At 54.3% G+C, this 21,450-nt stretch carries 34 protein-coding genes, 1 tRNA gene and 1 pseudogene; 10 read left to right on the top strand and 26 right to left on the bottom strand.

What is annotated here, in order from left to right:
• Nucleotides 1-181: 181 nt before the first annotated feature.
• From purK to ppiB, 5 genes are all read right to left on the bottom strand, one after another.
• Entirely contained in the window at nucleotides 182-1,249 is a 1,068-nt protein-coding gene (gene purK, locus CMQ96_RS07325; RefSeq protein WP_024358990.1) for a 5-(carboxyamino)imidazole ribonucleotide synthase, read from the bottom strand.
• Nucleotides 1,246-1,755 carry a 5-(carboxyamino)imidazole ribonucleotide mutase gene (gene purE / locus CMQ96_RS07320; protein ID WP_004137862.1) on the bottom strand — a complete coding sequence of 170 codons (510 nt, stop codon included), beginning with the start codon at nucleotides 1,753-1,755 and terminating at the stop codon, nucleotides 1,246-1,248. The genes purK and purE overlap by 4 nt, the downstream gene beginning before the upstream one ends.
• Before the next feature lie 96 nt (nucleotides 1,756-1,851).
• Nucleotides 1,852-2,181 carry a hypothetical protein gene (locus tag CMQ96_RS07315; RefSeq protein ID WP_004137860.1) on the bottom strand — a complete coding sequence of 110 codons (330 nt, stop codon included), beginning with the start codon at nucleotides 2,179-2,181 and terminating at the stop codon, nucleotides 1,852-1,854.
• A gap of 106 nt (nucleotides 2,182-2,287) precedes the next feature.
• Nucleotides 2,288-3,010, bottom strand: a complete 723-nt coding sequence (gene lpxH, locus CMQ96_RS07310; protein ID WP_024358989.1) for a UDP-2,3-diacylglucosamine diphosphatase — start codon at nucleotides 3,008-3,010, stop codon at nucleotides 2,288-2,290.
• Nucleotides 3,011-3,013: 3 nt separating this feature from the next.
• Nucleotides 3,014-3,508: a peptidylprolyl isomerase B gene (ppiB, locus tag CMQ96_RS07305; protein ID WP_004130079.1), complete on the bottom strand. Its 495-nt coding sequence runs from the start codon at nucleotides 3,506-3,508 to the stop codon at nucleotides 3,014-3,016.
• A 175-nt stretch (nucleotides 3,509-3,683) separates the two neighbouring features.
• On the opposite strand from ppiB, the gene cysS reads away from it, so the two are divergent.
• On the top strand, nucleotides 3,684-5,069 hold the full coding sequence (cysS, locus tag CMQ96_RS07300; RefSeq protein ID WP_024358988.1) for a cysteine--tRNA ligase: 1,386 nt from the start codon (nucleotides 3,684-3,686) through the stop codon (nucleotides 5,067-5,069).
• 137 nt (nucleotides 5,070-5,206) lie between these two features.
• Here the strand turns inward: cysS and ybcJ are convergent, their stop codons facing one another.
• Both ybcJ and folD read right to left on the bottom strand, forming a co-directional pair.
• Nucleotides 5,207-5,419 carry a ribosome-associated protein YbcJ gene (ybcJ, locus tag CMQ96_RS07295; RefSeq protein ID WP_004099787.1) on the bottom strand — a complete coding sequence of 71 codons (213 nt, stop codon included), beginning with the start codon at nucleotides 5,417-5,419 and terminating at the stop codon, nucleotides 5,207-5,209.
• A 1-nt stretch (nucleotide 5,420) separates the two neighbouring features.
• A complete protein-coding gene (gene folD / locus CMQ96_RS07290; protein ID WP_004137856.1) occupies nucleotides 5,421-6,287 on the bottom strand; it encodes a bifunctional methylenetetrahydrofolate dehydrogenase/methenyltetrahydrofolate cyclohydrolase FolD in 867 nt (288 codons plus the stop codon).
• Between the two features lie 340 nt (nucleotides 6,288-6,627).
• On the opposite strand from folD, the gene CMQ96_RS07285 reads away from it, so the two are divergent.
• Nucleotides 6,628-6,704 (top strand) — tRNA-Arg (locus CMQ96_RS07285).
• A gap of 15 nt (nucleotides 6,705-6,719) precedes the next feature.
• Here the strand turns inward: CMQ96_RS07285 and CMQ96_RS07280 are convergent.
• The 19 genes from CMQ96_RS07280 to CMQ96_RS07195 all read right to left on the bottom strand — a co-directional run bounded on the left by CMQ96_RS07280 (nucleotide 6,720) and on the right by CMQ96_RS07195 (nucleotide 17,019).
• Complete coding sequence (locus CMQ96_RS07280; protein WP_255256984.1) at nucleotides 6,720-7,859, bottom strand: site-specific integrase; 1,140 nt, start codon at nucleotides 7,857-7,859, stop codon at nucleotides 6,720-6,722.
• The gene (locus CMQ96_RS28855) at nucleotides 7,760-8,095 is read right to left on the bottom strand and encodes a helix-turn-helix domain-containing protein (RefSeq protein WP_141522379.1); all 336 of its coding nucleotides are present in this window, start codon (nucleotides 8,093-8,095) and stop codon (nucleotides 7,760-7,762) included. The genes CMQ96_RS07280 and CMQ96_RS28855 overlap by 100 nt, the downstream gene beginning before the upstream one ends.
• Nucleotide 8,096: 1 nt before the next feature.
• Complete coding sequence (locus CMQ96_RS07270; protein WP_098066492.1) at nucleotides 8,097-8,315, bottom strand: TraR/DksA family transcriptional regulator; 219 nt, start codon at nucleotides 8,313-8,315, stop codon at nucleotides 8,097-8,099.
• Complete coding sequence (locus CMQ96_RS07265) at nucleotides 8,312-9,031, bottom strand: hypothetical protein (RefSeq protein ID WP_098066490.1); 720 nt, start codon at nucleotides 9,029-9,031, stop codon at nucleotides 8,312-8,314. Before CMQ96_RS07265 ends, CMQ96_RS07270 begins: the two co-directional genes overlap by 4 nt.
• Entirely contained in the window at nucleotides 9,028-9,249 is a 222-nt protein-coding gene (locus tag CMQ96_RS07260) for a hypothetical protein (RefSeq protein ID WP_098066488.1), read from the bottom strand. The genes CMQ96_RS07265 and CMQ96_RS07260 overlap by 4 nt, the downstream gene beginning before the upstream one ends.
• Nucleotides 9,246-10,016 carry a dcm methylase gene (locus CMQ96_RS07255; RefSeq protein ID WP_082236603.1) on the bottom strand — a complete coding sequence of 257 codons (771 nt, stop codon included), beginning with the start codon at nucleotides 10,014-10,016 and terminating at the stop codon, nucleotides 9,246-9,248. Before CMQ96_RS07255 ends, CMQ96_RS07260 begins: the two co-directional genes overlap by 4 nt.
• Nucleotides 10,013-10,672: an MT-A70 family methyltransferase gene (locus tag CMQ96_RS07250; RefSeq protein WP_004135664.1), complete on the bottom strand. Its 660-nt coding sequence runs from the start codon at nucleotides 10,670-10,672 to the stop codon at nucleotides 10,013-10,015. The genes CMQ96_RS07255 and CMQ96_RS07250 overlap by 4 nt, the downstream gene beginning before the upstream one ends.
• Nucleotides 10,669-10,896, bottom strand: a complete 228-nt coding sequence (locus tag CMQ96_RS07245) for a hypothetical protein (protein ID WP_004135665.1) — start codon at nucleotides 10,894-10,896, stop codon at nucleotides 10,669-10,671. The genes CMQ96_RS07250 and CMQ96_RS07245 overlap by 4 nt, the downstream gene beginning before the upstream one ends.
• Nucleotides 10,893-11,051, bottom strand: coding sequence for a DUF1317 family protein (locus tag CMQ96_RS07240; RefSeq protein ID WP_046878446.1), 159 nt, complete (start codon nucleotides 11,049-11,051; stop codon nucleotides 10,893-10,895). Before CMQ96_RS07240 ends, CMQ96_RS07245 begins: the two co-directional genes overlap by 4 nt.
• Nucleotides 11,048-11,734 carry a lambda exonuclease family protein gene (locus tag CMQ96_RS07235; RefSeq protein WP_098066486.1) on the bottom strand — a complete coding sequence of 229 codons (687 nt, stop codon included), beginning with the start codon at nucleotides 11,732-11,734 and terminating at the stop codon, nucleotides 11,048-11,050. The genes CMQ96_RS07240 and CMQ96_RS07235 overlap by 4 nt, the downstream gene beginning before the upstream one ends.
• Nucleotides 11,727-12,347 carry a hypothetical protein gene (locus CMQ96_RS28305; RefSeq protein ID WP_141522378.1) on the bottom strand — a complete coding sequence of 207 codons (621 nt, stop codon included), beginning with the start codon at nucleotides 12,345-12,347 and terminating at the stop codon, nucleotides 11,727-11,729. The genes CMQ96_RS07235 and CMQ96_RS28305 overlap by 8 nt, the downstream gene beginning before the upstream one ends.
• Nucleotides 12,344-13,189, bottom strand: coding sequence for a phage recombination protein Bet (gene bet, locus CMQ96_RS07225; protein ID WP_098066482.1), 846 nt, complete (start codon nucleotides 13,187-13,189; stop codon nucleotides 12,344-12,346). Before bet ends, CMQ96_RS28305 begins: the two co-directional genes overlap by 4 nt.
• 15 nt (nucleotides 13,190-13,204) lie before the next feature.
• A complete protein-coding gene (gamL, locus tag CMQ96_RS07220; protein ID WP_098066480.1) occupies nucleotides 13,205-13,489 on the bottom strand; it encodes a host nuclease inhibitor GamL in 285 nt (94 codons plus the stop codon).
• A 7-nt stretch (nucleotides 13,490-13,496) separates the two neighbouring features.
• A complete protein-coding gene (locus tag CMQ96_RS07215) occupies nucleotides 13,497-14,498 on the bottom strand; it encodes a hypothetical protein (RefSeq protein ID WP_098066478.1) in 1,002 nt (333 codons plus the stop codon).
• Nucleotides 14,499-14,567: 69 nt separating this feature from the next.
• A complete protein-coding gene (locus CMQ96_RS07210; RefSeq protein ID WP_098066476.1) occupies nucleotides 14,568-15,014 on the bottom strand; it encodes a zinc-finger-containing protein in 447 nt (148 codons plus the stop codon).
• Complete coding sequence (locus CMQ96_RS07205; RefSeq protein WP_098066474.1) at nucleotides 14,992-15,216, bottom strand: cell division inhibitor protein; 225 nt, start codon at nucleotides 15,214-15,216, stop codon at nucleotides 14,992-14,994. The genes CMQ96_RS07210 and CMQ96_RS07205 overlap by 23 nt, the downstream gene beginning before the upstream one ends.
• Nucleotides 15,209-15,334 (bottom strand): hypothetical protein, encoded by a 126-nt coding sequence (locus CMQ96_RS28635; protein ID WP_176518981.1) that lies wholly within the window; start codon nucleotides 15,332-15,334, stop codon nucleotides 15,209-15,211. Before CMQ96_RS28635 ends, CMQ96_RS07205 begins: the two co-directional genes overlap by 8 nt.
• A gap of 119 nt (nucleotides 15,335-15,453) precedes the next feature.
• Nucleotides 15,454-16,083, bottom strand: a complete 630-nt coding sequence (locus CMQ96_RS28630; protein ID WP_050885296.1) for an Nmad5 family putative nucleotide modification protein — start codon at nucleotides 16,081-16,083, stop codon at nucleotides 15,454-15,456.
• A 246-nt stretch (nucleotides 16,084-16,329) separates the two neighbouring features.
• Nucleotides 16,330-17,019 (bottom strand): helix-turn-helix transcriptional regulator, encoded by a 690-nt coding sequence (locus tag CMQ96_RS07195; RefSeq protein WP_047684208.1) that lies wholly within the window; start codon nucleotides 17,017-17,019, stop codon nucleotides 16,330-16,332.
• A gap of 127 nt (nucleotides 17,020-17,146) precedes the next feature.
• Here CMQ96_RS07195 and CMQ96_RS07190 point away from each other — a divergent pair, with 127 nt between their 5' ends.
• From CMQ96_RS07190 to CMQ96_RS28850, 8 genes and pseudogenes are all read left to right on the top strand, one after another.
• On the top strand, nucleotides 17,147-17,380 hold the full coding sequence (locus CMQ96_RS07190; RefSeq protein ID WP_047684213.1) for a helix-turn-helix domain-containing protein: 234 nt from the start codon (nucleotides 17,147-17,149) through the stop codon (nucleotides 17,378-17,380).
• Between the two features lie 40 nt (nucleotides 17,381-17,420).
• Nucleotides 17,421-17,642: a CII family transcriptional regulator gene (locus tag CMQ96_RS07185; RefSeq protein WP_004178813.1), complete on the top strand. Its 222-nt coding sequence runs from the start codon at nucleotides 17,421-17,423 to the stop codon at nucleotides 17,640-17,642.
• Nucleotides 17,639-18,184: an HNH endonuclease signature motif containing protein gene (locus tag CMQ96_RS07180; protein WP_098066472.1), complete on the top strand. Its 546-nt coding sequence runs from the start codon at nucleotides 17,639-17,641 to the stop codon at nucleotides 18,182-18,184. Before CMQ96_RS07185 ends, CMQ96_RS07180 begins: the two co-directional genes overlap by 4 nt.
• A gap of 44 nt (nucleotides 18,185-18,228) precedes the next feature.
• Nucleotides 18,229-19,026, top strand: coding sequence for a DNA-binding protein (locus tag CMQ96_RS07175; RefSeq protein ID WP_098066470.1), 798 nt, complete (start codon nucleotides 18,229-18,231; stop codon nucleotides 19,024-19,026).
• Entirely contained in the window at nucleotides 19,023-19,919 is an 897-nt protein-coding gene (locus CMQ96_RS07170; RefSeq protein WP_098066468.1) for a replication protein, read from the top strand. Before CMQ96_RS07175 ends, CMQ96_RS07170 begins: the two co-directional genes overlap by 4 nt.
• Nucleotides 19,916-20,764, top strand: a complete 849-nt coding sequence (locus CMQ96_RS07165; RefSeq protein ID WP_098066466.1) for an ATP-binding protein — start codon at nucleotides 19,916-19,918, stop codon at nucleotides 20,762-20,764. Before CMQ96_RS07170 ends, CMQ96_RS07165 begins: the two co-directional genes overlap by 4 nt.
• The gene (locus tag CMQ96_RS07160; protein ID WP_098066464.1) at nucleotides 20,761-21,054 is read left to right on the top strand and encodes a protein ren; all 294 of its coding nucleotides are present in this window, start codon (nucleotides 20,761-20,763) and stop codon (nucleotides 21,052-21,054) included. Before CMQ96_RS07165 ends, CMQ96_RS07160 begins: the two co-directional genes overlap by 4 nt.
• A pseudogene (locus CMQ96_RS28850) lies at nucleotides 21,051-21,419 on the top strand (hypothetical protein); the annotation flags it as partial. The gene CMQ96_RS07160 and the pseudogene CMQ96_RS28850, both read left to right, overlap by 4 nt.
• Nucleotides 21,420-21,450 lie beyond the last annotated feature (31 nt).

Here is a 21,450-nt window from a genome sequence, read left to right as displayed (position 1 = left end):
TCGTGCGCTTTTCCCCCGGAGGGCGGCGCCTTGTGCGGGCTACGGGGGAGTGCTCTCTGGTAGCCCGGACAGATGCGCAGCGCCGCCTCCGGGAAAGTTCCAGAAGGAGACGGGCATCTGGCGGTTTTTGTAGCCCGGCTAAGGCGCAGCGCGCCGCGAGCCGGGATAATGGGGGGCTGGATTACGCCAGCTGCGCCTGCGCCCAGACGATGCCGCTGGCGTATTCCGGCGGCAGCAGCGGCTTCAACGCTTCCAGCGTCGCGCTCAGGCGGTCGGTATCGCTGTCGGTCAGGTTCAGGTGCCCGACTTTACGACCCGGACGCACCTCTTTGTCATACCAGTGCAGATGCACCAGCGGCAGTTTCAGCCAGTCATAGTTCAGATCGGTACCGATCAGGTTGATCATTACCGACGGGCTGTTTACCACCGGCGGCGGCAGGGGGAGATCGGTGATCGCCCGCAGATGCAGTTCGAACTGGCTAATCGACGCGCCGTTCTGCGTCCAGTGGCCGCTGTTGTGCACGCGCGGCGCCAGTTCGTTAATCAGCAGGCCATCGGCGGTGACGAAACACTCCATCGCCATTACGCCAACGTAGCCCAGCTCATTCATGATCGCCGTCAGCATCTGTTCCGCCTGCGCCTGCTGGCGGGCGTTGGCCTGCGGGAAAGCGACGCTGGCGCGTAAAATACCGTCCTGATGCAGGTTGCGGGTCAGCGGATAGAAGACCGTGCTGCCGTCCCGGGCGCGAGCGCCGACCAGCGACACTTCGCCAGAGAAGTTAATCCCCTGCTCGACGATACACTCGCCGTAGTTATCATCAGGCAGCTGCGCGATTTCGTTTTCCCGCAAACGCCACTGGCCGCGACCGTCGTAGCCGCCGACGCGGCGCTTAACGATAGCCAGCTCGCCGAGACGGGCGAATACCGCTGGCCATTCGTTTTTATCCGCCAGAAGCTGCCACGGCGCGGTAGCGAGCGCCAGCTTATCGAACAGCTGCTTTTGCGTCAGACGGTCGGCGATAATCGGGAAGACATCGCGGTTGACGAAGGCGGAATGACGCGCCAGTTCGCGGGTCAGCGCGGTTTCCGGCCAGCGTTCAATCTCTGCGGTAATCACGCTTTGCTGTACCGGCACCGCTTCCGGGTCGGCTTCCAGACCAACCGGCCAGACCGCAATACCCAGCGGCTCACCGGCCTGACGCAGCATTCGGCCTAGCTGGCCGTTGCCGAGGACGCACACCTGCTTCATGCCGCACCCCGCGGGTCCGGATTATCCAGCACTTCATCGGTTTGCGCCTGACGCCAGGCGCTGAGGCGCTGGAGGAGTTCAGCATCATGTTGGGCGAGGATCTGCGCCGCCAGCAGGGCGGCGTTGGCGGCTCCGGCTTTACCGATCGCCAGCGTGCCAACCGGGATACCGCGCGGCATCTGGACGATGGAGTAGAGACTGTCAACGCCGCTTAACGCTGCGCTCTGAACCGGCACGCCTAACACCGGCACCAGGGTTTTTGCCGCAATCATACCCGGCAGATGTGCCGCGCCGCCCGCACCGGCGATAATCACCTGATAACCGTTCTCTTGCGCGCCTTCGGCGAAGCTGAACAGTTTATCGGGCGTGCGGTGGGCGGAGACCACTTCGACATGGTACGGAACGTTCAGGGCATCAAGGATTTCTGCGGTAAACTGCATGGTAGCCCAGTCGCTTTTGGACCCCATCACGATGGCGATACGCGCCGAATTATTGCGGGAAGACATGCGTCTTAAAACTCCTGTGGGTGTGTTTCACACTGCTTTAGAGGCCACAGAGAATAGCATGAACTGACGGCAAGGAAAACGGTTGCGTACGCATGGCTAGCCGACTTTTGTCTCGTCGGTATTTGATGAAACGCGGCGGTTATGGGCGGCGGTCGCGCTGGCGAAAAAGGTAAAAATCAGCACCAGCCCCCAGGGCAGCATAAGAATACTCATAATCAGCATGTATACCTGCACAAAGCGCTCATCGTGCGGCCGTGTGCAGAGCAGATAAATCGCGTAAAAATAGAGAATCCATAATAAAATGGCGAACCAGACTACGCTCAGCGTTCCAAGATAGGTAAACGCCAGACCAAAAAAGCTGGCCATAATCGGGCCGATGACGGCGATGACCATTCCCCAAATCAGGGGCTGACTCCATTTTTGCATGCTCGTTCCTTGAGAGAGGTTTGCTGGAAAATTAACCTGGCGGGAGCAAGGAAAGACAGCAATTCAGTTGCCTGAGGGGATTTTTCGGAATAGTGCCTGCAGGCTATCAGAAAGGGAAATGAATCAGCTCGACGTCTTCTGGCGTGACTTTGACCATGGAACCTTCGCTGTGCCAGGCGCCGAGCACTACGCGATACGCGGTTTTGCCGTTGGCTTCCAGGGAATGGACGGCAGGGCGGTGCGTATGCCCGTGAATCAGCCACTGGACGTGATGTTTCTCCATGACGTCAACCACCGCCTGCGGATTGACATCCATAATCTCCATCGACTTGCTGCTGTTGGCCGCTTTGCTGTCGGCGCGCATTCTGGCGGCGATACGGCGGCGAATAAACAGCGGCAGGGCCAGAAACAGGCGCTGGATCAAGGGATTGTGGACTTTCGCGCGAAACGCCAGATAGCCCGCGTCGTCGGTGCAGAGGGTATCGCCGTGCATAATCAGCACTTTGCGCCCGTAGAGGTCGAGAAGCTTTTCTTCCGGCAGCAGGATCATGCCGCTTTCGCGGGCAAAGCGCTGACCGACGAGAAAATCGCGGTTGCCGTGGAGGAAGTAGCAGGGGACGCCGGACTCGGCTAACGCGTTGAGCGCAGCGGCAATTTGCCGATGCAGCGGGTTCGGATCGTCATCGCCGATCCAGGCTTCAAACAGGTCGCCGAGGATATACAGGGCGTCCGCCTGGCGGGCTTCCCCGTGTAAAAAACGCAGAAAACCGGCGGTAATCGCCGGTTCTTCCGTTTGCAGATGCAAATCCGCAATAAAAAGCGTCGCCACGAATTATTCGCTGACGGTAACGCTTTTGATCACAACATCTTCTTTCGGCACATCCTGGTGCATGCCGCTGCGGCCGGTGGATACCGCTTTGATCTTGTCGACTACGTCCATACCTTCAACCACTTCTGCGAATACGCAGTAGCCCCAACCCTGCAGGCTTTCGCCGGAGAAGTTCAGGAAGTCGTTATCGGCGACGTTGATGAAGAACTGCGCGGTCGCGGAGTGAGGCGCCTGAGTACGGGCCATCGCCAGCGTACCGCGGGTGTTTTTCAGACCGTTGTTCGCTTCGTTCTGAATGGGGGATTTGGTGGTTTTCTGATTCATGCCCGGCTCAAAACCGCCGCCCTGAATCATGAAGCCGTTGATAACGCGGTGGAAAATAGTGTTGTCGTAAAAACCTTCACGACAGTAGTCCAGGAAGTTTTTAACTGTTTCCGGCGCTTTGTCGTCAAACGTCTTGATTACGATATCGCCATGATTGGTGTGGAAAGTAACCATTTTTGCATCCTGTTCCGATGATTGTGGTGCCTGCACCCGGAGTCGGGTGAGATATAGGGGGCTGTTATAGCATAACCGCAGGATGCGATCACCTTGCATTGTGTGCTGATTCGGGTTTGAATTACGGGTAGAATACCCGGTTTTCAACCACACACGTGTTTACATGGAATCTTCGATGTTAAAAATCTTTAATACAATGACGCGCCAGAAAGAGGAATTTAAACCTATCCATGCCGGGGAAGTCGGCATGTACGTGTGTGGTATTACGGTTTACGATCTCTGTCACATTGGCCATGCTCGTACCTTTGTTGCCTTCGATGTGGTTTCGCGCTACCTGCGTTTCCTGGGGTACAAACTGAAATACGTGAGTAACATTACCGACATCGACGATAAAATCATCAAGCGCGCTAATGAGAACGGCGAGAGCTTTGTGGCGCTGGTCGATCGTATGATCGTCGAGATGCACAAAGATTTCGACGCCTTAAATATTCAGCGCCCGGATATGGAGCCGCGCGCTACCCACCATATTGCGGAAATCATTGAGATTACCGAGCAGCTGATCGCCAAAGGCCACGCATATGTCGCCGATAACGGCGATGTGATGTTCGACGTACCGACCGATCCGAACTACGGTCAGCTGTCGCGTCAGGATCTCGACCAGCTGCAGGCCGGCGCGCGCGTTGATGTTGTCGACGTCAAGCATAACCCGATGGACTTTGTGCTGTGGAAAATGTCGAAAGAGGGCGAGCCGAGCTGGCCGTCGCCGTGGGGCGCGGGCCGTCCGGGCTGGCACATTGAGTGCTCCGCGATGAACTGCAAGCAGCTGGGCAACCATTTTGATATACACGGCGGCGGGTCGGATCTGATGTTCCCGCACCATGAAAACGAAATCGCTCAGTCCACCTGCGCCCACGACGGCGAGTACGTGAATTACTGGATGCACTCCGGGATGGTAATGGTTGACCGCGAGAAAATGTCAAAATCGCTGGGCAACTTCTTCACCGTGCGCGACGTGCTGAAGTTCTATGACGCGGAGACTATCCGCTACTTCCTGATGTCCGGCCACTATCGCAGCCAGCTGAACTACAGCGAAGAGAACTTAAAGCAGGCGCGCTCCGCGCTGGAGCGTCTGTATACGGCGCTGCGCGGAACCGATAAAACCGCAGAGCCGTCCGGCGGCGAGGCGTTTGAAGCGCGCTTTATCGAAGCGATGGATGACGATTTCAACACCCCGGAAGCTTATTCGGTGCTGTTCGATATGGCCCGTGAGGTTAACCGCCTGAAAACCGAAGATGCCGCCGCGGCCAACGCGATGGCGGCGCATATGCGTAAGCTCTCTTCGGTGCTGGGTCTGCTGGAGCAGGAGCCGGACGCCTTCCTGCAGAGCGGCGCGCAGGCGGACGACGGCGAAGTGGCGGAAATCGAGTCTTTGATCCAGCAGCGTCTGGACGCGCGTAAAGCGAAAGACTGGGCGGCGGCGGATGCCGCGCGTGACCGTCTCAACGAGATGGGCATTGTGCTGGAAGATGGCCCGCAGGGTACCACCTGGCGCCGGAAGTAGTCTCATTCTCTCTTTTTGCCGGGGCTATCCCCGGCATTTTTTTGCCCATACTCAGGCCTGTGCATCAGGCGCTGACCATAGGGTCTAATTCCCGGATGGGGATAAATTTAAGGCGCCGGTTGCGGCGCCTTAACTTTTTACTCGGTAACGGTAACGCTCTGCCCTTCAAAGCTGACCGTTTGACCGGCGACGATTTTGCAACGCTTGCGGGTTTCGACCGCGCCGTCGACTTTGACCAGACCGTCGGCAATGGCGATTTTCGCCTGCGCGCCGCTTTCGCTCCAGCCTTCCAGCTTCAGCAGGTCGCAAAGCTCAACGTGCGGGTGTTTGCCTAAAGAAAAATTCGCCATCTCAGGCCTCCTGAATATCGTGATACTCTTCGCACGCCTGCAGCGTGTTCTGAATAAGGGTGGCTACGGTCATCGGGCCGACGCCGCCGGGAACCGGGGTGATGTACGACGCGCGCGCGGCGGCATCTTCATAGACCACATCGCCAACCACTTTGCCGTTTTCCAGGCGGTTAATCCCAACATCGATCACGATCGCGCCTTCTTTAATCCATTCGCCCGGAATAAAGCCCGGTTTACCGACAGCCACGATCAGCAGGTCGGCGTTTTCGACGTGATGACGCAGGTTTTTGGTAAAACGATGAGTGACGGTGGTGGTGCAGCCAGCCAGCAGCAGCTCCATGCTCATCGGACGCCCAACGATGTTAGAAGCGCCAATGACTACCGCGTTCAGGCCGTAGGTATCGATATTGTAACGCTCAAGCAGCGTGACAATCCCGCGCGGGGTGCACGGACGCAGGCGCGGTGCGCGCTGGCACAGACGACCCACGTTATACGGGTGGAAGCCGTCAACGTCTTTGTCCGGCGAAATGCGCTCGAGGACTTTGACATTATCAATGCCGGCGGGCAGCGGCAGCTGAACCAGGATGCCATCAATAGCCTCATCGGCATTCAGCGTGTCGATAAGTTCCAGCAGCTCCGCTTCGCTGGTGGTTTCCGGGAGATCGTACGAGCGGGAGACGAAGCCTACCTCTTCACACGCTTTGCGCTTGCTGCCGACATAAATCTGCGATGCCGGGTTGCTGCCGACCAGCACGACGGCTAACCCTGGAGCACGAAATCCGGCCGCAACGCGGGCCTTCACTTTTTCCGCAACCTCAGAGCGTACCTGCTGCGCAATCGTTTTACCGTCAATAATTTTTGCTGCCATCAGAGAGAGGATTCCATCTGTATCTTTACGAAAGGGGGATGGCGATATTTTGTCAGAAGCCAGCCCCGCTGTCAGTCTTCGTTTAAGATTTTATCTTGCTTTGACGCTGCGGTGGCCTAAAAATGGGCCTGACCGCGCCGCGAATAGCGCAAAAAGGAGCTCGAGAGCCGAAGAAAAGTTAATGTGCAGAAACATAAGGTTGGATAAACTTTATACTGCTTTTGCGGCATAAGCCGCCAGCCTGCACGGGCAAGCGCAGTTTCGCGGCAAAATACATTGACTCATCAGGCGTGGACCGTATAATTCCGGCGATTGCACATCATGAAGCTCGCTTCTCAATGCGCCCTTAGCTCAGCTGGATAGAGCAACGGCCTTCTAAGCCGTAGGTCACAGGTTCGAACCCTGTAGGGCGTACCATTAAGAAACAGTCACTTACGCAAGTTTTAGTCCAGCCTGATTTCCTCCTTGTGTCGTATTTGTGTCGTTAGAGCCAAAAATGGCGTCAATTTTCCGTGCGTGCTCGGTTAAATGGTTTGGTGCCAGGTGAGCATATCGGCGCACCATCTCGATGCTCTCCCATCCGCCCATTTCCTGTAAAACTGAAAGCGGGACGCCGGACTGAATAAGCCAACTCGCCCAGGTATGCCGGAGGTCATGAAAACGGAAATCCTCTATCCCCGCTTTTTTCAGTCCGGCGCGCCAGGCGTTATTGTCATCCACCCGCATTTTTCTCACGGCGGGCGTCAGCGTTCCATCCGGGCGATGTTTTGCCGTGGTGTGAACGAACACCCATCGGGAATGCTTCCCTATCTGATCCCTTAACACCCTGCATGCGGTATCATTCAGAGCTACGCCAATCGCCTTGCCCGCTTTTGCGTTCTCCGGATTTACCCATGCAACCTTTCTCTGCATATCGACCTGCTGCCACTCAAGCCCGATGATGTTTGAGCGGCGCAGGCCGGTTGCCAGTGCAAATATCACCACTGGCTTAATGCTCTCCGGCATGCACTCGATCAACCGCTCAGCTTCCTCTCTGGTCAGCCACCGTATCCGCTTACTGATTGGCTTGCGGGTTTTGATAACTGGGGCCGTTTTTATCCAGCCCCAGTCATTCGCCGCGGCCCTGAGCAGAGAACGAATGAAGGAAAGGTGCTGCGCCTTCGTCGCCAGAGAAACCTGCCGTGGCTTGTACTCCGGAATCGGCCTTCCCTTCCTCAACGCAGCATCACGTTTACTCTCCCACACCTGCAGGTGCTTACGGTTGATCATCCCGTTAACGGCTTCGTGAATTTCCTCCACCGTTATTTTCGATACATCACGGCCGGAAAAATGCTGCAGCCAAAACTCTATTTTGGTTTTGTCATCATCCAGTGACCGCTTATGGTCTTTCTCCCGAAGCCACCGGATGCAGCATTCTTCGAAGGTTCTGACGGGCAGATCGCCGATCTGGTCAACCCGCCACGCTTCCGCCTTCAGCTTGTCGTGGAGCTCCTGTGCCTGCTTTTTGTCCCCCGTGCCAAGAGATCGCCTAACTCTTTTCCCTGTCGGCGTAAAGAAATGACAGTGCCACATGCCGCCTCTGAGGGTGATGGACATAAAATATCTCCTTTATGCTCACCCGCGTTCGCTCGTTTAGTTTCCTGCGGGGATGACAAATACGCAATACATGCCGCTTCGGTCGTTCTGTACTTGTTGCCGACCTTGCGGCCGGCGAGTTCTCCTGACTCAATCAGGCGGTAGATTACCCGCGCCGACACGATGAGTAAGTCGGCGGCCTGCTGAGCTGTTATCGGTTTGTCTGACGCCATATCACCTCCGATGCTTACCGCGCAATTCCTCTTCTTCCTGACAGTCAGCGCAGCGCTGACAGCCCGCAACCAGCTCCCGGCGCCGCGTGGGTATCTCGTCACCGCAATCACAACAGTGAGTGGACGAAACAGCGTTATGGTTGATGCGCATGTTTTGGATGGTCAGCTCAAGCCGGCGCTCTGCCAGCTCGTTGGCCTGATCGATGAGTTCTGCGCTCATGCTGCACCACCTTGAACGCGCTTGAACTCGATAACCCAAACCAAGGGGTTGGCTTGCCAGTTTTCGGCGCCATAGATGGATTCCCACAGGCTTCTGAATGAGGACCGATACAGTTGATTCATTTCTACGTAGTGGGGCATGTCCTCGGTCCAAAATTGGAAAAACTCATCAATTGCCGCGTAATTCCTTGCGACTACTGTCTGGTCCCATACCTCGGTATGAACGCCCTCGCTTTGTGCGTCCTCTTCGCTGATAGCGTTCAGTCTCTCGACCCGTACGTCGGTGATTTCCAGCAGAATGCGGCAGGCCCAGCGCGGCATGTGAATAGATGGTCGCCAGCTGCAATGCAGTTCATCATCTGCATCGTAAAACTCTGGCGCTGGCACTCCATCAGCCTTGTAAACGCAGAATTCGGGCTTCTCAAACGGAGTGGGGTCTTTGCAATAGCTATCCATTAGGTCGTAGTCGAACAGCGGCCCCTGAAACGTCTCGCGTACCCAGATACGGTCGCCGACGGCGCCGAACGGGCATGGGTGCCAGAAGTCGCAAGCATGCTCTGCATCTTCGCTCCACGGCCATTTGCTACCGTCTTCGCGCTCACCAATTTCAGTGAACCGAGTCTGTTTCCATTTGATAGGCCGCCGGGTCTGCGTCTTCCGGCCGTCGAGCAGCGCCCGCACCATTTCCCCGTTAAAAATCATTCCATGTTCTTTCATGATTCCACTCCATACCGCCCATTCATGCGGCCAATAACACTGACAAATTTCACCAGGCTGACACCCATCGGCCGGACCTTCTCGTAGTGCTTGCGAAGGATGGGGGGGCATACAGCGTTCCACTTCGGTTTGGGCTTTGCGCTCATCGCTTTGGTTAGCTCTTCTGCGCAGCGACGAGCCTGCGCGCGGAGAGCGTTTTCTTTTTCTTCTGGCGTCATGCAGCCTCCCGCTTCCCGTTTAGGTGGGGTGCATTCGAAAGGAAAACCGCCTTTGCAAATCCAAGAGGAGTTGCACTACGAATGTTGGCGCGCTCGTCGCTGGGCGGGCATTCGTGAATTCGGTTGTCCGGATACCAGTCAGTCACCAATCCGGCAAAGGACGTTCCGGATATGGCCTCGATCGCCTTTTTCTTCGGCACCATGCGGCCGCAGGCCAGCCTCACGACGTCGATAGCCGCTTCAACCATCGGGTGCATATTCTCTGCCGGCGCCTTGAAGCCGTTACCCGTCCAGAGGCATGTCTGCTTCGTGTAGTTGTCATCCCCGCACAGCCCGGTGAACTGGTACGGATGGAATGTGTAATCGGCCGAGCCAAAGATGCTGCTGAACACACTCACCGGGTTTTCGAATGCCCACGGGCAACCTGTCACCATTCCAATCATGCGGCATTGCTCAGCGACCAGTGCGGCCTTGGCCTGGAAATGTGGGTCTTTGGCCCGTTTAGCCTCGAACCACCGGGAGCCCGATACCGCAACGTGAGTGCACGGCGGAAAACCAATGACCATAACGATGTTCTCGGTGCGAATAATTTGAGAAAGCCGCGGCATAGCCTCAAGGATGGTTGCCGATATGCGCTCAATGGGACCGTCGATCGAAGTCTCAAGGTGCTGCGGGTCCACCAGAACGGCACGATAACCTGCTTCGACCCATGGCTCAGCCATGACGCCAGTGAAATCGCACAGGCAGATAATGGTTCCTTTGCTCATGCTGCCTCCGTCTTCACAACGTCGATGGCGCAGCCAGGGATCAGCTCAACGGAAGCGGTGGCGCATTGGTTTCCCCAATGGCTCCAGCCTGGCGCTGCGCTGCGACTGAACAGCTCAATCCGCGGCACGTCGCCGTAGAGCAGTTCCAGGCGGTGCCGAACTTCCCACGGTTTCTCGCTGTGCGCTCCGAGCGGGCTGTAGACCACCTGCTTAATGCCGGCGTGCTTGCGCTCCAGCCCGGCGCCGCGGGTGGCGATCAGTACGTCTTCAGTATTGGCGCGGGTGTGGTTGCCACCGTTCATGCGTGTCTCGGCATTCAGCAGGTCGAGGAAGTCGTAAAAGTCGGCGACCTCTCCCTCTGCCAGAGCCTTGGTAATGCGCAGCTCGGCCAATTGATTCAGCTTCACCCAGGTGAAGCCCTTCATCGTGCGCACCGTAAAACCCCAGGCTTCGGCTAACTCGATCGCCTCCTGGTTGTGGGTGCCCGTGTACCACATTGCCAGCACCGCGTTTTCGGCAGCCAGTTCCCACACAGGCAGACGCTTCAGGTCGATGAGTCGCATCGTCGAGTAGTGGTCCACTGCGGCGCCGTTGCTGATTGTGTTCCCATAAGCCCATGGCGGATCGGCGTAAATCAGAGAGTATTTTCTGCTCATGCTTCACCGCCAGAATTTGGCTTCCATGTAAACTCAGGAGCGATAATCACATCCATGCAGGTTCCGCTATCGTTGTATTGTTCGAGCATTTCAAGAGTGTCAGCGTCAGTCTGGGTATCCCCGTAACTACCAACAATGCAGAGCAATTCAACAGGCGCCCCGAGGTTTTGCAGGGCAATAGTTAACTGCTTTGCTAATGCCATTTTCATCGCTTCGTTACTCATGCCACCACCTTCTTGCTGTTCATCAGCTCAGCCAGACGCTGAGCCTTTAATGGGTTTTTGATAACGTCGCCGCTTGGGGCGATCCATCCCCGGCGATTGATGGAATAGGGAAGGGTGATACTGCCAACGGTGATACCGTCGTGGTGAGTTTTCATTTCCACTGCTCCCCGAAGGTGAAGCCGATCTCCGCCAGCGATTCGTCCATCTTCTCGATGAACTCCGGCACCATTTCGTTGAAGTCGGACATGTATTTGTCGTCGCGCTCAACAACCACGTGGTGAATGCCTTCTCGCTTCATGCGAGGGTCATAATTCGCGAAGTACCAGGCATCCTTCCCGGTTACCCACATGCTGAATTGCACCTGGGCCATGTAGGCGGATTTGATAGCCTCGAAGCCGCCAAGCCGGAATTTCATGAAGTCGCGAGAGGTGAAAGGGCACTTCAGCTCAAGGCCGCGGCCATCACTGCACAGGCCATCAGGTGAGCAGGCGGTGCGCATTCCTTCGTCGCGGAAGAGGATCGGCGACTCGGTTACCTGTACGTCAGTGGTGAACTCAAACAGTGTGCGGGCGTCGTCCTCGTACTGTTTCCCCCATGCCAGAGCCTTGGCGTTAACCTCCGGCGCTGCGCCGGTGCAAACCTCTGCGAGCAGCGTGTGGAAATAAGACATTTTCATGTCAGTCCACTTCTTGCCTGACTTGGGCTTAGAAATGACGTTGTGAGCGTCAGAAGCAGTAATAACTCCGAGTCTCGCCCTTGCCCATGTCTCGCTGCCTTGCTCAATTTGTGCAATTGGCCCAAATATTTGCTCAAATTTAATGAGCCACCTGTTATCCATATTTCCTCTCCTTTCGGCAGTTGGCTCTTGGCGGGATATTAATCCCTCTATCGTTGTAGCCATGGCACCATTTGTGGATGGTTGCTGATTTCACGCCAAAATGATTCGCAGCGGATCCGGCGCTTTCAAAACGCAACCCATCAATAAACCAGTAAAACGATGTACTTCTGTTTTCCGCCTGCTTGGTAACCGTTGCCCATCTGCAATTGTCTTTTGAATACGGGCCTTCATTGTTCTTCCGATCTAGCTGATGCTTAGGCGTAGGAGGTGGTCCCATATCTTCAAGAAATAGCTCGAACGTCAGCCATCTTTCGCAGATACCGCGCTTACTGTATTTTTCGAAGTCTTTGTTGTTCGGGTTCGTGCAGCGGTTTTTCATTCCGCTCCAAATCCTGTAAACGCGGGTATTGCGCTGGCCGTGAGTGGCTTTTTTTCCTGTCATGCATCCGCAGCTGCTTATTGAATTGTTTTTAAGCTGATTTGCGGCTCTATAGCAGGAATTACCGCACACACAAAGGCATAGATACATCCTTCTACCTCTCAGCATGTGCGAGTATTCTTTGACGGTTAAGTGCCCATATTTTTCACCGGGCATAAGTGGATTGGCGTTCATGCTGCCACCTGCGCTTTTTTCTGGAGGAAGCTAAAGCCTTTCTGTGCTTCTTCTTCGGTGAGCTGTGATGCCTGGAAAATGTCACGCTTGAAGATGTTGCTGCACAGAGGCAGGAAGTCCTGATCCCAGTCCTTATTCAGTGACGATAAGAGGTCAGTGATTGCCTGCAGCGTTTCATCGCTGGCCGCCAGAGGGAGCGCCTCTGTAGCGCTGCGCGGAGTAACGTCACGCGCATCCACTTCCAGCGTTTTACCTTCCATCTCTTCGGCGGTGGGCTGCTGGCCAATTTCGGGCCACGCCTTACGCAGAGCCTGAGCCTCGGCACATTTCGCTAGCTGGCCATAAGGGCGCTTTTTCCACATTGCGTTTGGCGCGGTAGTGTCACGGCCGGCGGTGGCGTAGTTTTCAACCCAGTATTCTTTCGCGCTGAATTCGACGATTTCCCCGCTCGGCATGCGCTTGCTGACTGTGTACTTGCACCATTGAGGGACTGTCACCTCAACACCAGTAAGCGTCAGAGTGACGTCCGGTCCGAACTCTGGTTCTTTGGCTCCAGCGTAATCACCGGAGCGATCGGCCTGAATCCGATAAAGCCCGATGCCAGGCATAACCACATCACGCCACTCGCTTTTACCCGACTTCGAGTCCTTAACGCTCATTGGCACCAGATGAACGGGCTTCAGAAGCGGATCGAGGTTTCTGGCCCGGCAGTAGTCGAGCGCCATCATCACCGACTCATCCTTTGCGCCAGGGTAAATACTGTTTTTGAGGGCGCTCCAGGTGGCGCCGTCAATGCCTCGCTCAGCAAGAGAGCTGGCTGTAATCACAAGTTCGTTAGCCATTGCTATTCCCCAAAGTTAAAACGGGCAGCCGGTGCGGTGATCCCAGTCGTATTCCGCCTGGGCGTAAGCTACTGCCGAGATGAGATCGTTATATGCCTCGCCAGCCGCATCGCTGCGGAGGCCTTCGTATGGGCTTTTGTCCATCGGCACAGAGAAGCGGAATAGGCCTGACGGCTCTTTCGGCAGGGCGTCGATAATTTCCTGCGCCCGATCGTCAATCCATTTTTGCTTCTCTTCGGTGAGCGTTTGCTTGGCCCACTTACGCTCTTCGATCACGTCATATGCGCGGTATGCGTTCATAACCACCTCAGTATTTGATGGTTGTAGCCGGGACTTTCCCGAGAGATACAGCAATGATGCAGGCTTTAGCCCATTCATGAGGGATGCCCTGATTGATAAGAGCCTGTACCGCTGCTGTATTTATTCCGCGGCGATGCTCAACATCAGCGGCGCGGCGCGCTTCTTCTTCGGCTTTGCGCTTCTCTTCGGCCAGTCGAGCCTGTTCACGCTGCTCTGCCTCTCGGCGGATGCGGTCAGCTTCTTCCTGAGCCTTGCGGCGCTCTGCCTCCACGGCGGCCTGTTTTTCACGCTCAGCACGTTCAGCTGCTTCTCGCTGTTCGCGCTCGGCCCGCTGCTGAGATTCAATGCGCTCACGTTCTGCGCGCTCTTTTGCCAAAATCGCCTCGCGCTCTCTGGCGGCCGCAGCGTCAATTTCACGCTGTGCCTTTTCAGCTGCTTCACGTTTGGCTTTCTCTTCCGCCTGGCGCTTAATCTCTTCTTCGCGGGCAATGCGCTGGCGTTCGGCTTCGGCTGCTTTATCTGCGCGTTCGCGGTCAATATCTTTATCCATCAGCAGGGCCATTTCGTGGTCCGCTTCGAACTTGGCCGCCAACTCCTGATCAAACTTGATGTTCATTTCCAGCGCTTCGGCGTGCATCGCGTTCATGGCTTCTTCGGCCTTAATTCGCTCCTGCTCTGCCTCCCATTCAGTCAGCGGCCGCCGCACTTCATCTTTCAGCGCATCGAGACGTTCGCGGGCAACGCGGCGGCTTTCGTCGATTTGCTTTGGCAGAGCCTTCAGCTCAGCGACCAGGTCTTTACCTGCGTTGTCGATGTAAGTTTTAGAGCGCGCGACCTTGTGAGCCATGGATGCGATAGCGTCACGGCCTTTTTTGGTGGTCACGTCCGGCACCAGGCTGCGAGCCTCTTTTTCGATCGCTTCGATAAGCGGGTCGAGCTGGTCGTTATTGGTGAAAACCGCCATCGCGTTCTTTTTCTCGATGACGACTAAATCCATTATTTCGCTCATGGTTTCTCCTGAAATTTGGTTGTGAAACGCCCGGCACCGTAATGGCTGCCTGAAGTTTGAATTTGCTGTTTATCGTTTAAAAAAGTCGTTGCAATGGGCCATTGCCAAATTGCACTGTTCTGCTGTGAACCAGCCAAAATGGCATTCTTGCTGCGTAATACCCATCTTGGACGCAAGCCACTCATACGCCTCAGAACGTGACATCACGCCAGTTCTCCAGATCCTTTCAAACGGTTCTTTGCAGAGCTTTCTGGCTTCACGGGTTCTTTTATCCGCGAGCGTCCCTAATGGGATTGCTGTAAATGGATGAAGGCCTACATATGCCCCGCATCCTTCGCAGAGGTACATATAAGGCCAGTCGCTATAATTCCGGCCATATACCTCTTCGTGAGTCGCTATCTTTATCCGGCTATCGCATAAATGGCATATCGTCGGAACTGGCAATGGATTTTTAACTCTCGCTGTTGCCTTTCTGCTTGGATTTGATGGGGTTTTAATTTCCACATTTACCTCCATTGCTCAGAGCATGCCCAATCCCGTTCAGATAAACCTCAACCAGTAAATCGGTTGTGTAAGTCCGCTCAATCCCGCGATGCAGGTACAGGCGGCCGCGTTTATTTGCTGATGCTGTCCAGGTACTTTCCCGATGCTTAACGAGCATCCCTGGCAGAACGGCGCCGCGGTTAACGGTCTGTGTCCCGTAATGATGACTAACCATTGAACACCCCCGTAACGTGCAGAATTTTGATAATCGCCGCTGCCCAGATAAAGCCGCAGACCAGCAGGCAGTAAATCAGTGAACGAATGCCTTGTTTGCTCATTTTCCACCCCAGCACTGAATGCTAACTACGAGGACTGCAACCAAAAACGGAACGACCTTTAACCAAAAATTACGCCATGCAGGCTTGTCTTCTTCGCGGATCATTTGCCACTCCTTAACACATGAAGAGAAGAGCTAGCCTTCTACCGATTCAGTTGGAAGACCAATTAACCGGTTGAGGTCCTCAACCTTCAGCGCAGGAAGGGCAGCTTTGGCGCTGTCAACGTTTTCAGGTATAAGCTCTTTGCTTTCAGGCCATACTTCTACAAGGCGACTCAGGGTAGTAACGGATTTCAGAGCAGCCCAAACAGTCGCCTCAATTTCTTTTTTTCTGGAATTGAGCTTTTGCTCTTCGTCGATAATTGAATCAAACCGCTTGGTAATTTCATGCTCGGCACCAAAGAGACACAGATCACGGTTTGGAGTAACCAGAAAAATTTCTTTTCCTTCGCTGGTTCTTCCGTATGAGCACCAGCCAAGACGACGACCGGAAATTGCAATGTTGATTGAGCTTTGCGGATTGCCGGAAATGTGAAGCGAAGCGCCAGCACTGCGAAGCTCTGCCTCTAATTTCTCAAGCTTTTCATATTGCTTATCGACCTTGTCGGCCTTTTCTTTGCCGCCAAAAGCAGCGATGCGAGCATCTCTTGCAACTTCCTGGCGTTTAAGGTCAAGGGATTCAATAGCGGTGATAACCCCTGATTTTGCCAGCGCGTTTTTAGCGATCTGTTCGCGTAAAGCATTCGTCAATCTTACTGATGTCATCTCTTCACCTTTGCCTTAAAGCCGGCCAGCTGAGCGTTGTTACGATTACCCGGCGTTGCCGGTGTTGTTTGGATGGATTGATAATAGCCAAGGCGATTGATTGGGTCAATCGCTTAAACGATATTAATAATCGGAAAAGTGATAAGCGCGTGATTATTAAAGTGATTATTTTAAGAAAAAAAATTAGGCAGGCGTTTTTACGAATGGTTTAACGGCGGCAGGCGATAAAAAACCCGCCGAAGCGGGTTATGCGAATCGTTTATATTCGATGGATTGTCTGAGAAGGACTCTGGCCATAACGTAGAACTGGTCTTCATCACCTGGCTCTACGTACCATTTTTCATAGATAGGGTTATCTGAAATTACGGCCAGTCGGTCCCTTTGCATCTGCAAGCGCTTGACGTGAAGGGTTTTTCCAAAAACAAACACGTAAACGCCATCACTATCAAAATGGGTAACGCTGATGTCTACGAAAATTTCATCACCGGGTGAGATCGTCGTATCCATGCTATCACCGGTAACGGTGATTACTTTTATGTGATGAGCTGGTCGATTGCCAAATAGAGATCTGGCCTGCTCCGATGTGTATTCGATCGCACGAATCGTCTCTATGAAATCGTTCGTGATAAGCGCACCTGGTCCTGCACTGGCTTTTACATCGAGGACATCCACACGATAAATGCCATTTTGCGGTGTTACTGGCGTCTGCACTTGCGTAATCTGTATGGAATCAGCAAGCATTTCACCTGCGCCAGTGGATAGCCATTCAGGACGCACACCTAACACTGATGCTATTTCCACTGTCTTGCGAGATCCGTTGGCGCCATTAAGCAGCTTGTTCACGCTCGACTGCGCCATGCCAACCGCTTTGGCAAGCCTGCCTTGCGTATACCCAGCTAATGACATTGCTCGAGCAAGACGCTCAGAGAAATCCATAACACCTCCTCAAAGTAACTCCTTTAATCCTATCGCCACAGCGATTACTTAGCAAAAAATCGCATAGGCGATTGACAATCTCTTTTGCGATAACCATAATCATCAAAAACCAATAGCTGAGGTGATTATGAAAAACCCCGCAGTAGAAAAAGCGATTTCCATCGCCGGCAGTCAGAAAGAATTGGCCAAGCGATGCGGCAAAGCGCAGTCGACGATCTGCGACTGGCTAAACGGGAAAAAGAGGATTTCTCCTGTGCATGTTCCCGACCTTGTTGCGGCCGTAAATGGAGAGATTAAGGCGCATGAGTTTCGCCCTGATCTGCCTTCCATTTTTCCGCCACCAAACAATAGCGCCGCCTGACCGGCGGCCATTCCAAACAACACCAGAGGAAGTATCACAAATGGAGAGTTCAACGACACGCAACAAAGTGGAGGCTCGCAGGATAGAAAGCTGGTTGCACAGCCAGATAGCAGAACTGGGAACCACGAATATCGCCAAAGTGGCCGGGGTGAATAAGTCGACGGTAAGTCGCTGGCGGGAAAGCCTGCTGCCGAACATGTCGTTGCTGCTGGCCATCCTGATTTCTAACCGAACGGGAGAGAAGGGGGACTTTGAGGCATGAGGGCAATTAAGAACTTTTCAGAGCAAAACTTAAAACGCATACCGGAATTTTTGAAATATGACCCTGAGACGGGCGAATTTAGCCGGATAAGAGTAATCGGTCACCGCTTCAAGGTAGGTGATAAGGCGGGAACCGTTAATAAGCAAGGTTATGTGCGCATCATGATGTTTGGTATGGGATTTCAGGCGCATAGGTTGGCGTTTTACTTCATGACTGGTGAGCTGCCACCTGGCGACCTAGAGGTTGACCATATCAACGGAAATCGCTCTGACAACAAATGGAGCAATCTTCGCCTGGTTACTCATGCGGTAAACATGCAGAACTCCAGAAAGCCAAAACATAACACCAGTGGGCACCCTGGGATTCTGCAGAACAAGAAAACAGGGAAGTGGGCTGCGCGCATATCAGTGAGCGGACGAATGATTCAACTGGGTGAATTTCTGGATAAACAGGAGGCCATTAATTGCTATCTGGCTGCGAAGCAAAGAATGCACGAAGGATATGTTGGATTTGAAGGGAAAGCCGCAGTGGGCAAACACTAACGGCTTTCTTCGCGAATTAACTGGATCAATTCACAGGAGTAATTATGAGTTCACTTTACCAGCATTACAACCAAAAAGATAAAAACGGAACCGGCATCAAGGTGAACAGGACGTTTATCGTTCCCCTGAAAGAGCTGTACGTCGAACCCGGACTGAATATCCGCGAAATCGACCAGGATCACGTCGCTGAGTTCCGCGATGCGTTTATCGCCGGCGAGTCGGTTCCGCCGCTGGACGTCCAGGTTACCGAGAAGGGCGTGAAGGTAATCGACGGTCACCACCGCTATTTCGGCGCCATTGAAGCGACGAAATCAGGGGCTGACATCATCCGTCTTGAGTGCAAAGACTTCGTCGGGAACGAAGCTGACCGGATCGCCTTCATGGTTACCCGGAACCAGGGCAAGCCTCTCACTGCTCTGGAACGCGCAGCTGCATATCAGCGTTTGAGAAATCAGGGGTGGGAGCCGGATGAGATCGCGAAGAAGGTTAAGCGTTCTCTGTCCGACGTCGACTATCACCTGCATTTGCTGACCTGCGGAGAAGAGCTGATCAGCATGGTTCGTGCCGGCGAAGTATCCCCGACAACCGCGGTTGCACTATCCCGCGAGCACGGCCCCCAGGCGGCCTCTGTAGCTGTTCGCCAGATGGATAAGGCCAGAGCATCGGGTAAATCGAAATTAACCCGCAGCGCGGCGCTGCCGCAGTTTAGCGCAGCAAAGGCGCGCCAGTTTCTCCAGATAGTCGCTGATCAGACTGACATTGAACTTCCAGCTGATGCGCGCGCCATCCTGGACAACTATCGCGAATTCCTGAAAGAGGCCGGCTGGGAGAGTGAAGCATGAACACCGCAGAAATACTCAACTTCCCCATGGCCGATATGGGGATACAGGAGCAACGTGTGGCCGACACAGACGATGGTTACACCCGTCTGGCGAACGAGCTTTATGAAGAGCTTATCGGTGCGAACCTGACCAAAAATCAGGCCAAGGTAGCTCATGCATACTGCCGGAAAACCTACGGGTTCAATAAAAAAATGGACCGTATCGCTGACACTCAGATCGCGAAGATGACCAGGCTGCCACGTCAGAAGGTCAACGTTGCCAAAAAAGAGCTTCTCTCAATGCATGTTCTGGTTGAAGAGGGTGATCTCATTGGCCCTAACAAAAACCTCCATGAGTGGGCTTTACCTGAAACCAAGAAGGGACCTCAGTGTAACTACGGTGGTGACGCAGACTGTCACCACGATAGTGACAGTCACCACGGTGGTGACAGTGTCCCTATGGCGGTGACAAAAAGTGTCACCAAAACGGTTACAGCGATGTCACCAGAACAGGGACACACAAAAGACACTATTACAAAAGACAATAAAGACAATATTAATAACCCCCCTAAATCCCCCCGGGCGGTTTCGTTCGATGCATCAGCTGTTCAGTTGCCTGACTGGCTTTCTGCAGAAATCTGGTCGTCATGGGTGGCATACCGTCGTGACCTGAAAAAGCCGATTAAGTCTCAGCAGACAGTTACCCAGGCTATCAACCTGCTGGACCGCTGCCGGCTGAACGGTTACTCCCCTGACGAAATTATTAACCAGAGCATCGCTAATGGCTGGCAAGGCCTGTTTGAGCCGAAAGGCGCCAGACCGCAACGCCGACAGGAGTCACGTGTCACCGAGCGATTCGCTGACAAAGACTACGGAAAAACCGAACTTCCGGACTGGATGAGGGATCAACAATGAACCTGGACGAACGAATCACCCTGGTCGAAAAACAGCTGCAGGAGCTGTCACAGCCGGCGCTGGACATCCCAAACACTGAAGTCATTAAGCAGTTAGTGGTCTGCGAAAAGCACGGTGACTATGAGCAACGCCAGCGCGTATCAACTGGCCTTGTCCGTCTGCCAGGGGCGCCGACAAGCTGCCCGGGATGCCTGAAAGATGAGCTCGTTTTCCTGCGAAACGAGAAGGCTAAAACGGATGACAGAACTCGCACTGCGAATGTTGAACGCCTGATGCTGGAGCTCAAGGTCCCGGCCCGGTTCGAAGCCTGCACTCTGGATAACTACCAGCCGGTGAGCGAAGAAGCGGCGCGGGCGCTGAAAGTCTGCCGAGCGTACGCCAGCCGCTGGCCAGATCGCCGGAAGAACGGTGGCGGCCTGGTTATGTGCGGCAAACCCGGCACGGGGAAAAACCACCTGGCCTTTGCCATTGCGAAAAGCGTTATCGCAGAGCACCAGAGTCCGGTCGTGTTCACCACTGCGCTGAAAATCGCCCGGGAGTTTAAATCCACCTGGTCAAAGACGGCGACCCGCTCCGAGGAAGACGTGATCCGCTTCTTCACCAAGCCGGACCTGCTGATTATCGACGAGGTAGGCATTCAGTTCGGCAGCGAAGCCGAGAAGATGATCATGTTTGAAATCATCAACACCCGCTACGAGCGCCTGAAGCCGACGATCCTGATCAGCAACCTCCCGAAGGATGAGCTGACGCAGTTTATCGGTGAGCGCGTCATCGACCGCATGAACGACGGCGGCGGCTGCACGATTTCGTTTACCTGGGACAGCTATCGGGAGAATCGGTCATGACTGGCAAAGACGCAATTCTGAACTACCTGAAAACGCATAAAACCTGCTGCTCGCCTGATGTCGCCGCGGCTTCAGGAATGACGCATACCTGCATCAACCAGGCTGCGAATATCCTGGCAAAACAGGGCGTGCTGGTAGCTGAAGCTCGGGTATGGCGGACGGTTTACTACCGGCTGGCCACTGAAGAAGAAATTACAGGCAGAAAGAGCACCAACCAGATTTTCAACGAGTGTCGGCAAAGCCCGGCGATGAAGCGGGTACTGGCTGTTTACGGGAGAGCATCAGCATGACTATCACACTACAGGCAGTAAACGAGCTCATCGCCTCCCTTGAGAGCGCAGGCGAGCTGTCGATCAGAGAGCAGAAGTTCCTGAAGCTGGCGAAAGCGTTTAAGCAGTTGGCTGCGGAGAATGTGGCGCTATCGAAGGATGCTCAGCGTTATCGTTTTATCAGAGAAAGGGACATGTTCGGATCAGATAATGAATCTGGATTGTTGAGTTGGGAGGAACTCACTGAGCTTGAGTGCAACGAATTCGATGATGCACTTGATGCAAGAATTAACCATCCAAACACTGGTTTTATTGAGTTGGACGCCAAGTTTCAAGCTCGTAAAACCCCAGCCACCGATCGCATCGTAGCCGGGATTAAGGCTGATGCTGCAGCACCGCTGGTTAGTGCCCTTAAGG

This window comes from Klebsiella sp. MBT K-1, assembly GCF_002556465.1.
GTDB lineage: Bacteria > Pseudomonadota > Gammaproteobacteria > Enterobacterales > Enterobacteriaceae > Klebsiella > Klebsiella grimontii.
The sequence above is the reverse complement of the archived record's forward strand: the minus strand, read 5'-3'. Positions and strand labels throughout refer to the sequence as shown.

Bases quoted from the DNA above. Each gene is read 5' to 3' on its own strand.
- purK (WP_024358990.1), bottom strand. From the start codon at position 1,249: ATGAAGCAGGTGTGCGTCCTCGGCAACGGCCAGCTAGGCCGAATGCTG.
- purE (WP_004137862.1), bottom strand. From the start codon at position 1,755: ATGTCTTCCCGCAATAATTCGGCGCGTATCGCCATCGTGATGGGGTCC.
- CMQ96_RS07315 (WP_004137860.1), bottom strand. From the start codon at position 2,181: ATGCAAAAATGGAGTCAGCCCCTGATTTGGGGAATGGTCATCGCCGTC.
- ppiB (WP_004130079.1), bottom strand. From the start codon at position 3,508: ATGGTTACTTTCCACACCAATCATGGCGATATCGTAATCAAGACGTTT.
- cysS (WP_024358988.1), top strand. From the start codon at position 3,684: ATGTTAAAAATCTTTAATACAATGACGCGCCAGAAAGAGGAATTTAAA.
- ybcJ (WP_004099787.1), bottom strand. From the start codon at position 5,419: ATGGCGAATTTTTCTTTAGGCAAACACCCGCACGTTGAGCTTTGCGAC.
- folD (WP_004137856.1), bottom strand. From the start codon at position 6,287: ATGGCAGCAAAAATTATTGACGGTAAAACGATTGCGCAGCAGGTACGC.
- CMQ96_RS07280 (WP_255256984.1), bottom strand. From the start codon at position 7,859: ATGTGGCACTGTCATTTCTTTACGCCGACAGGGAAAAGAGTTAGGCGA.
- CMQ96_RS28855 (WP_141522379.1), bottom strand. From the start codon at position 8,095: ATGGCGTCAGACAAACCGATAACAGCTCAGCAGGCCGCCGACTTACTC.
- CMQ96_RS07270 (WP_098066492.1), bottom strand. From the start codon at position 8,315: ATGAGCGCAGAACTCATCGATCAGGCCAACGAGCTGGCAGAGCGCCGG.
- CMQ96_RS07265 (WP_098066490.1), bottom strand. From the start codon at position 9,031: ATGAAAGAACATGGAATGATTTTTAACGGGGAAATGGTGCGGGCGCTG.
- CMQ96_RS07260 (WP_098066488.1), bottom strand. From the start codon at position 9,249: ATGACGCCAGAAGAAAAAGAAAACGCTCTCCGCGCGCAGGCTCGTCGC.
- CMQ96_RS07255 (WP_082236603.1), bottom strand. From the start codon at position 10,016: ATGAGCAAAGGAACCATTATCTGCCTGTGCGATTTCACTGGCGTCATG.
- CMQ96_RS07250 (WP_004135664.1), bottom strand. From the start codon at position 10,672: ATGAGCAGAAAATACTCTCTGATTTACGCCGATCCGCCATGGGCTTAT.
- CMQ96_RS07245 (WP_004135665.1), bottom strand. From the start codon at position 10,896: ATGAGTAACGAAGCGATGAAAATGGCATTAGCAAAGCAGTTAACTATT.
- CMQ96_RS07240 (WP_046878446.1), bottom strand. From the start codon at position 11,051: ATGAAAACTCACCACGACGGTATCACCGTTGGCAGTATCACCCTTCCC.
- CMQ96_RS07235 (WP_098066486.1), bottom strand. From the start codon at position 11,734: ATGGATAACAGGTGGCTCATTAAATTTGAGCAAATATTTGGGCCAATT.
- CMQ96_RS28305 (WP_141522378.1), bottom strand. From the start codon at position 12,347: ATGAACGCCAATCCACTTATGCCCGGTGAAAAATATGGGCACTTAACC.
- bet (WP_098066482.1), bottom strand. From the start codon at position 13,189: ATGGCTAACGAACTTGTGATTACAGCCAGCTCTCTTGCTGAGCGAGGC.
- gamL (WP_098066480.1), bottom strand. From the start codon at position 13,489: ATGAACGCATACCGCGCATATGACGTGATCGAAGAGCGTAAGTGGGCC.
- CMQ96_RS07215 (WP_098066478.1), bottom strand. From the start codon at position 14,498: ATGAGCGAAATAATGGATTTAGTCGTCATCGAGAAAAAGAACGCGATG.
- CMQ96_RS07210 (WP_098066476.1), bottom strand. From the start codon at position 15,014: ATGGAGGTAAATGTGGAAATTAAAACCCCATCAAATCCAAGCAGAAAG.
- CMQ96_RS07205 (WP_098066474.1), bottom strand. From the start codon at position 15,216: ATGGTTAGTCATCATTACGGGACACAGACCGTTAACCGCGGCGCCGTT.
- CMQ96_RS28630 (WP_050885296.1), bottom strand. From the start codon at position 16,083: ATGACATCAGTAAGATTGACGAATGCTTTACGCGAACAGATCGCTAAA.
- CMQ96_RS07195 (WP_047684208.1), bottom strand. From the start codon at position 17,019: ATGGATTTCTCTGAGCGTCTTGCTCGAGCAATGTCATTAGCTGGGTAT.
- CMQ96_RS07190 (WP_047684213.1), top strand. From the start codon at position 17,147: ATGAAAAACCCCGCAGTAGAAAAAGCGATTTCCATCGCCGGCAGTCAG.
- CMQ96_RS07185 (WP_004178813.1), top strand. From the start codon at position 17,421: ATGGAGAGTTCAACGACACGCAACAAAGTGGAGGCTCGCAGGATAGAA.
- CMQ96_RS07180 (WP_098066472.1), top strand. From the start codon at position 17,639: ATGAGGGCAATTAAGAACTTTTCAGAGCAAAACTTAAAACGCATACCG.
- CMQ96_RS07175 (WP_098066470.1), top strand. From the start codon at position 18,229: ATGAGTTCACTTTACCAGCATTACAACCAAAAAGATAAAAACGGAACC.
- CMQ96_RS07170 (WP_098066468.1), top strand. From the start codon at position 19,023: ATGAACACCGCAGAAATACTCAACTTCCCCATGGCCGATATGGGGATA.
- CMQ96_RS07165 (WP_098066466.1), top strand. From the start codon at position 19,916: ATGAACCTGGACGAACGAATCACCCTGGTCGAAAAACAGCTGCAGGAG.
- CMQ96_RS07160 (WP_098066464.1), top strand. From the start codon at position 20,761: ATGACTGGCAAAGACGCAATTCTGAACTACCTGAAAACGCATAAAACC.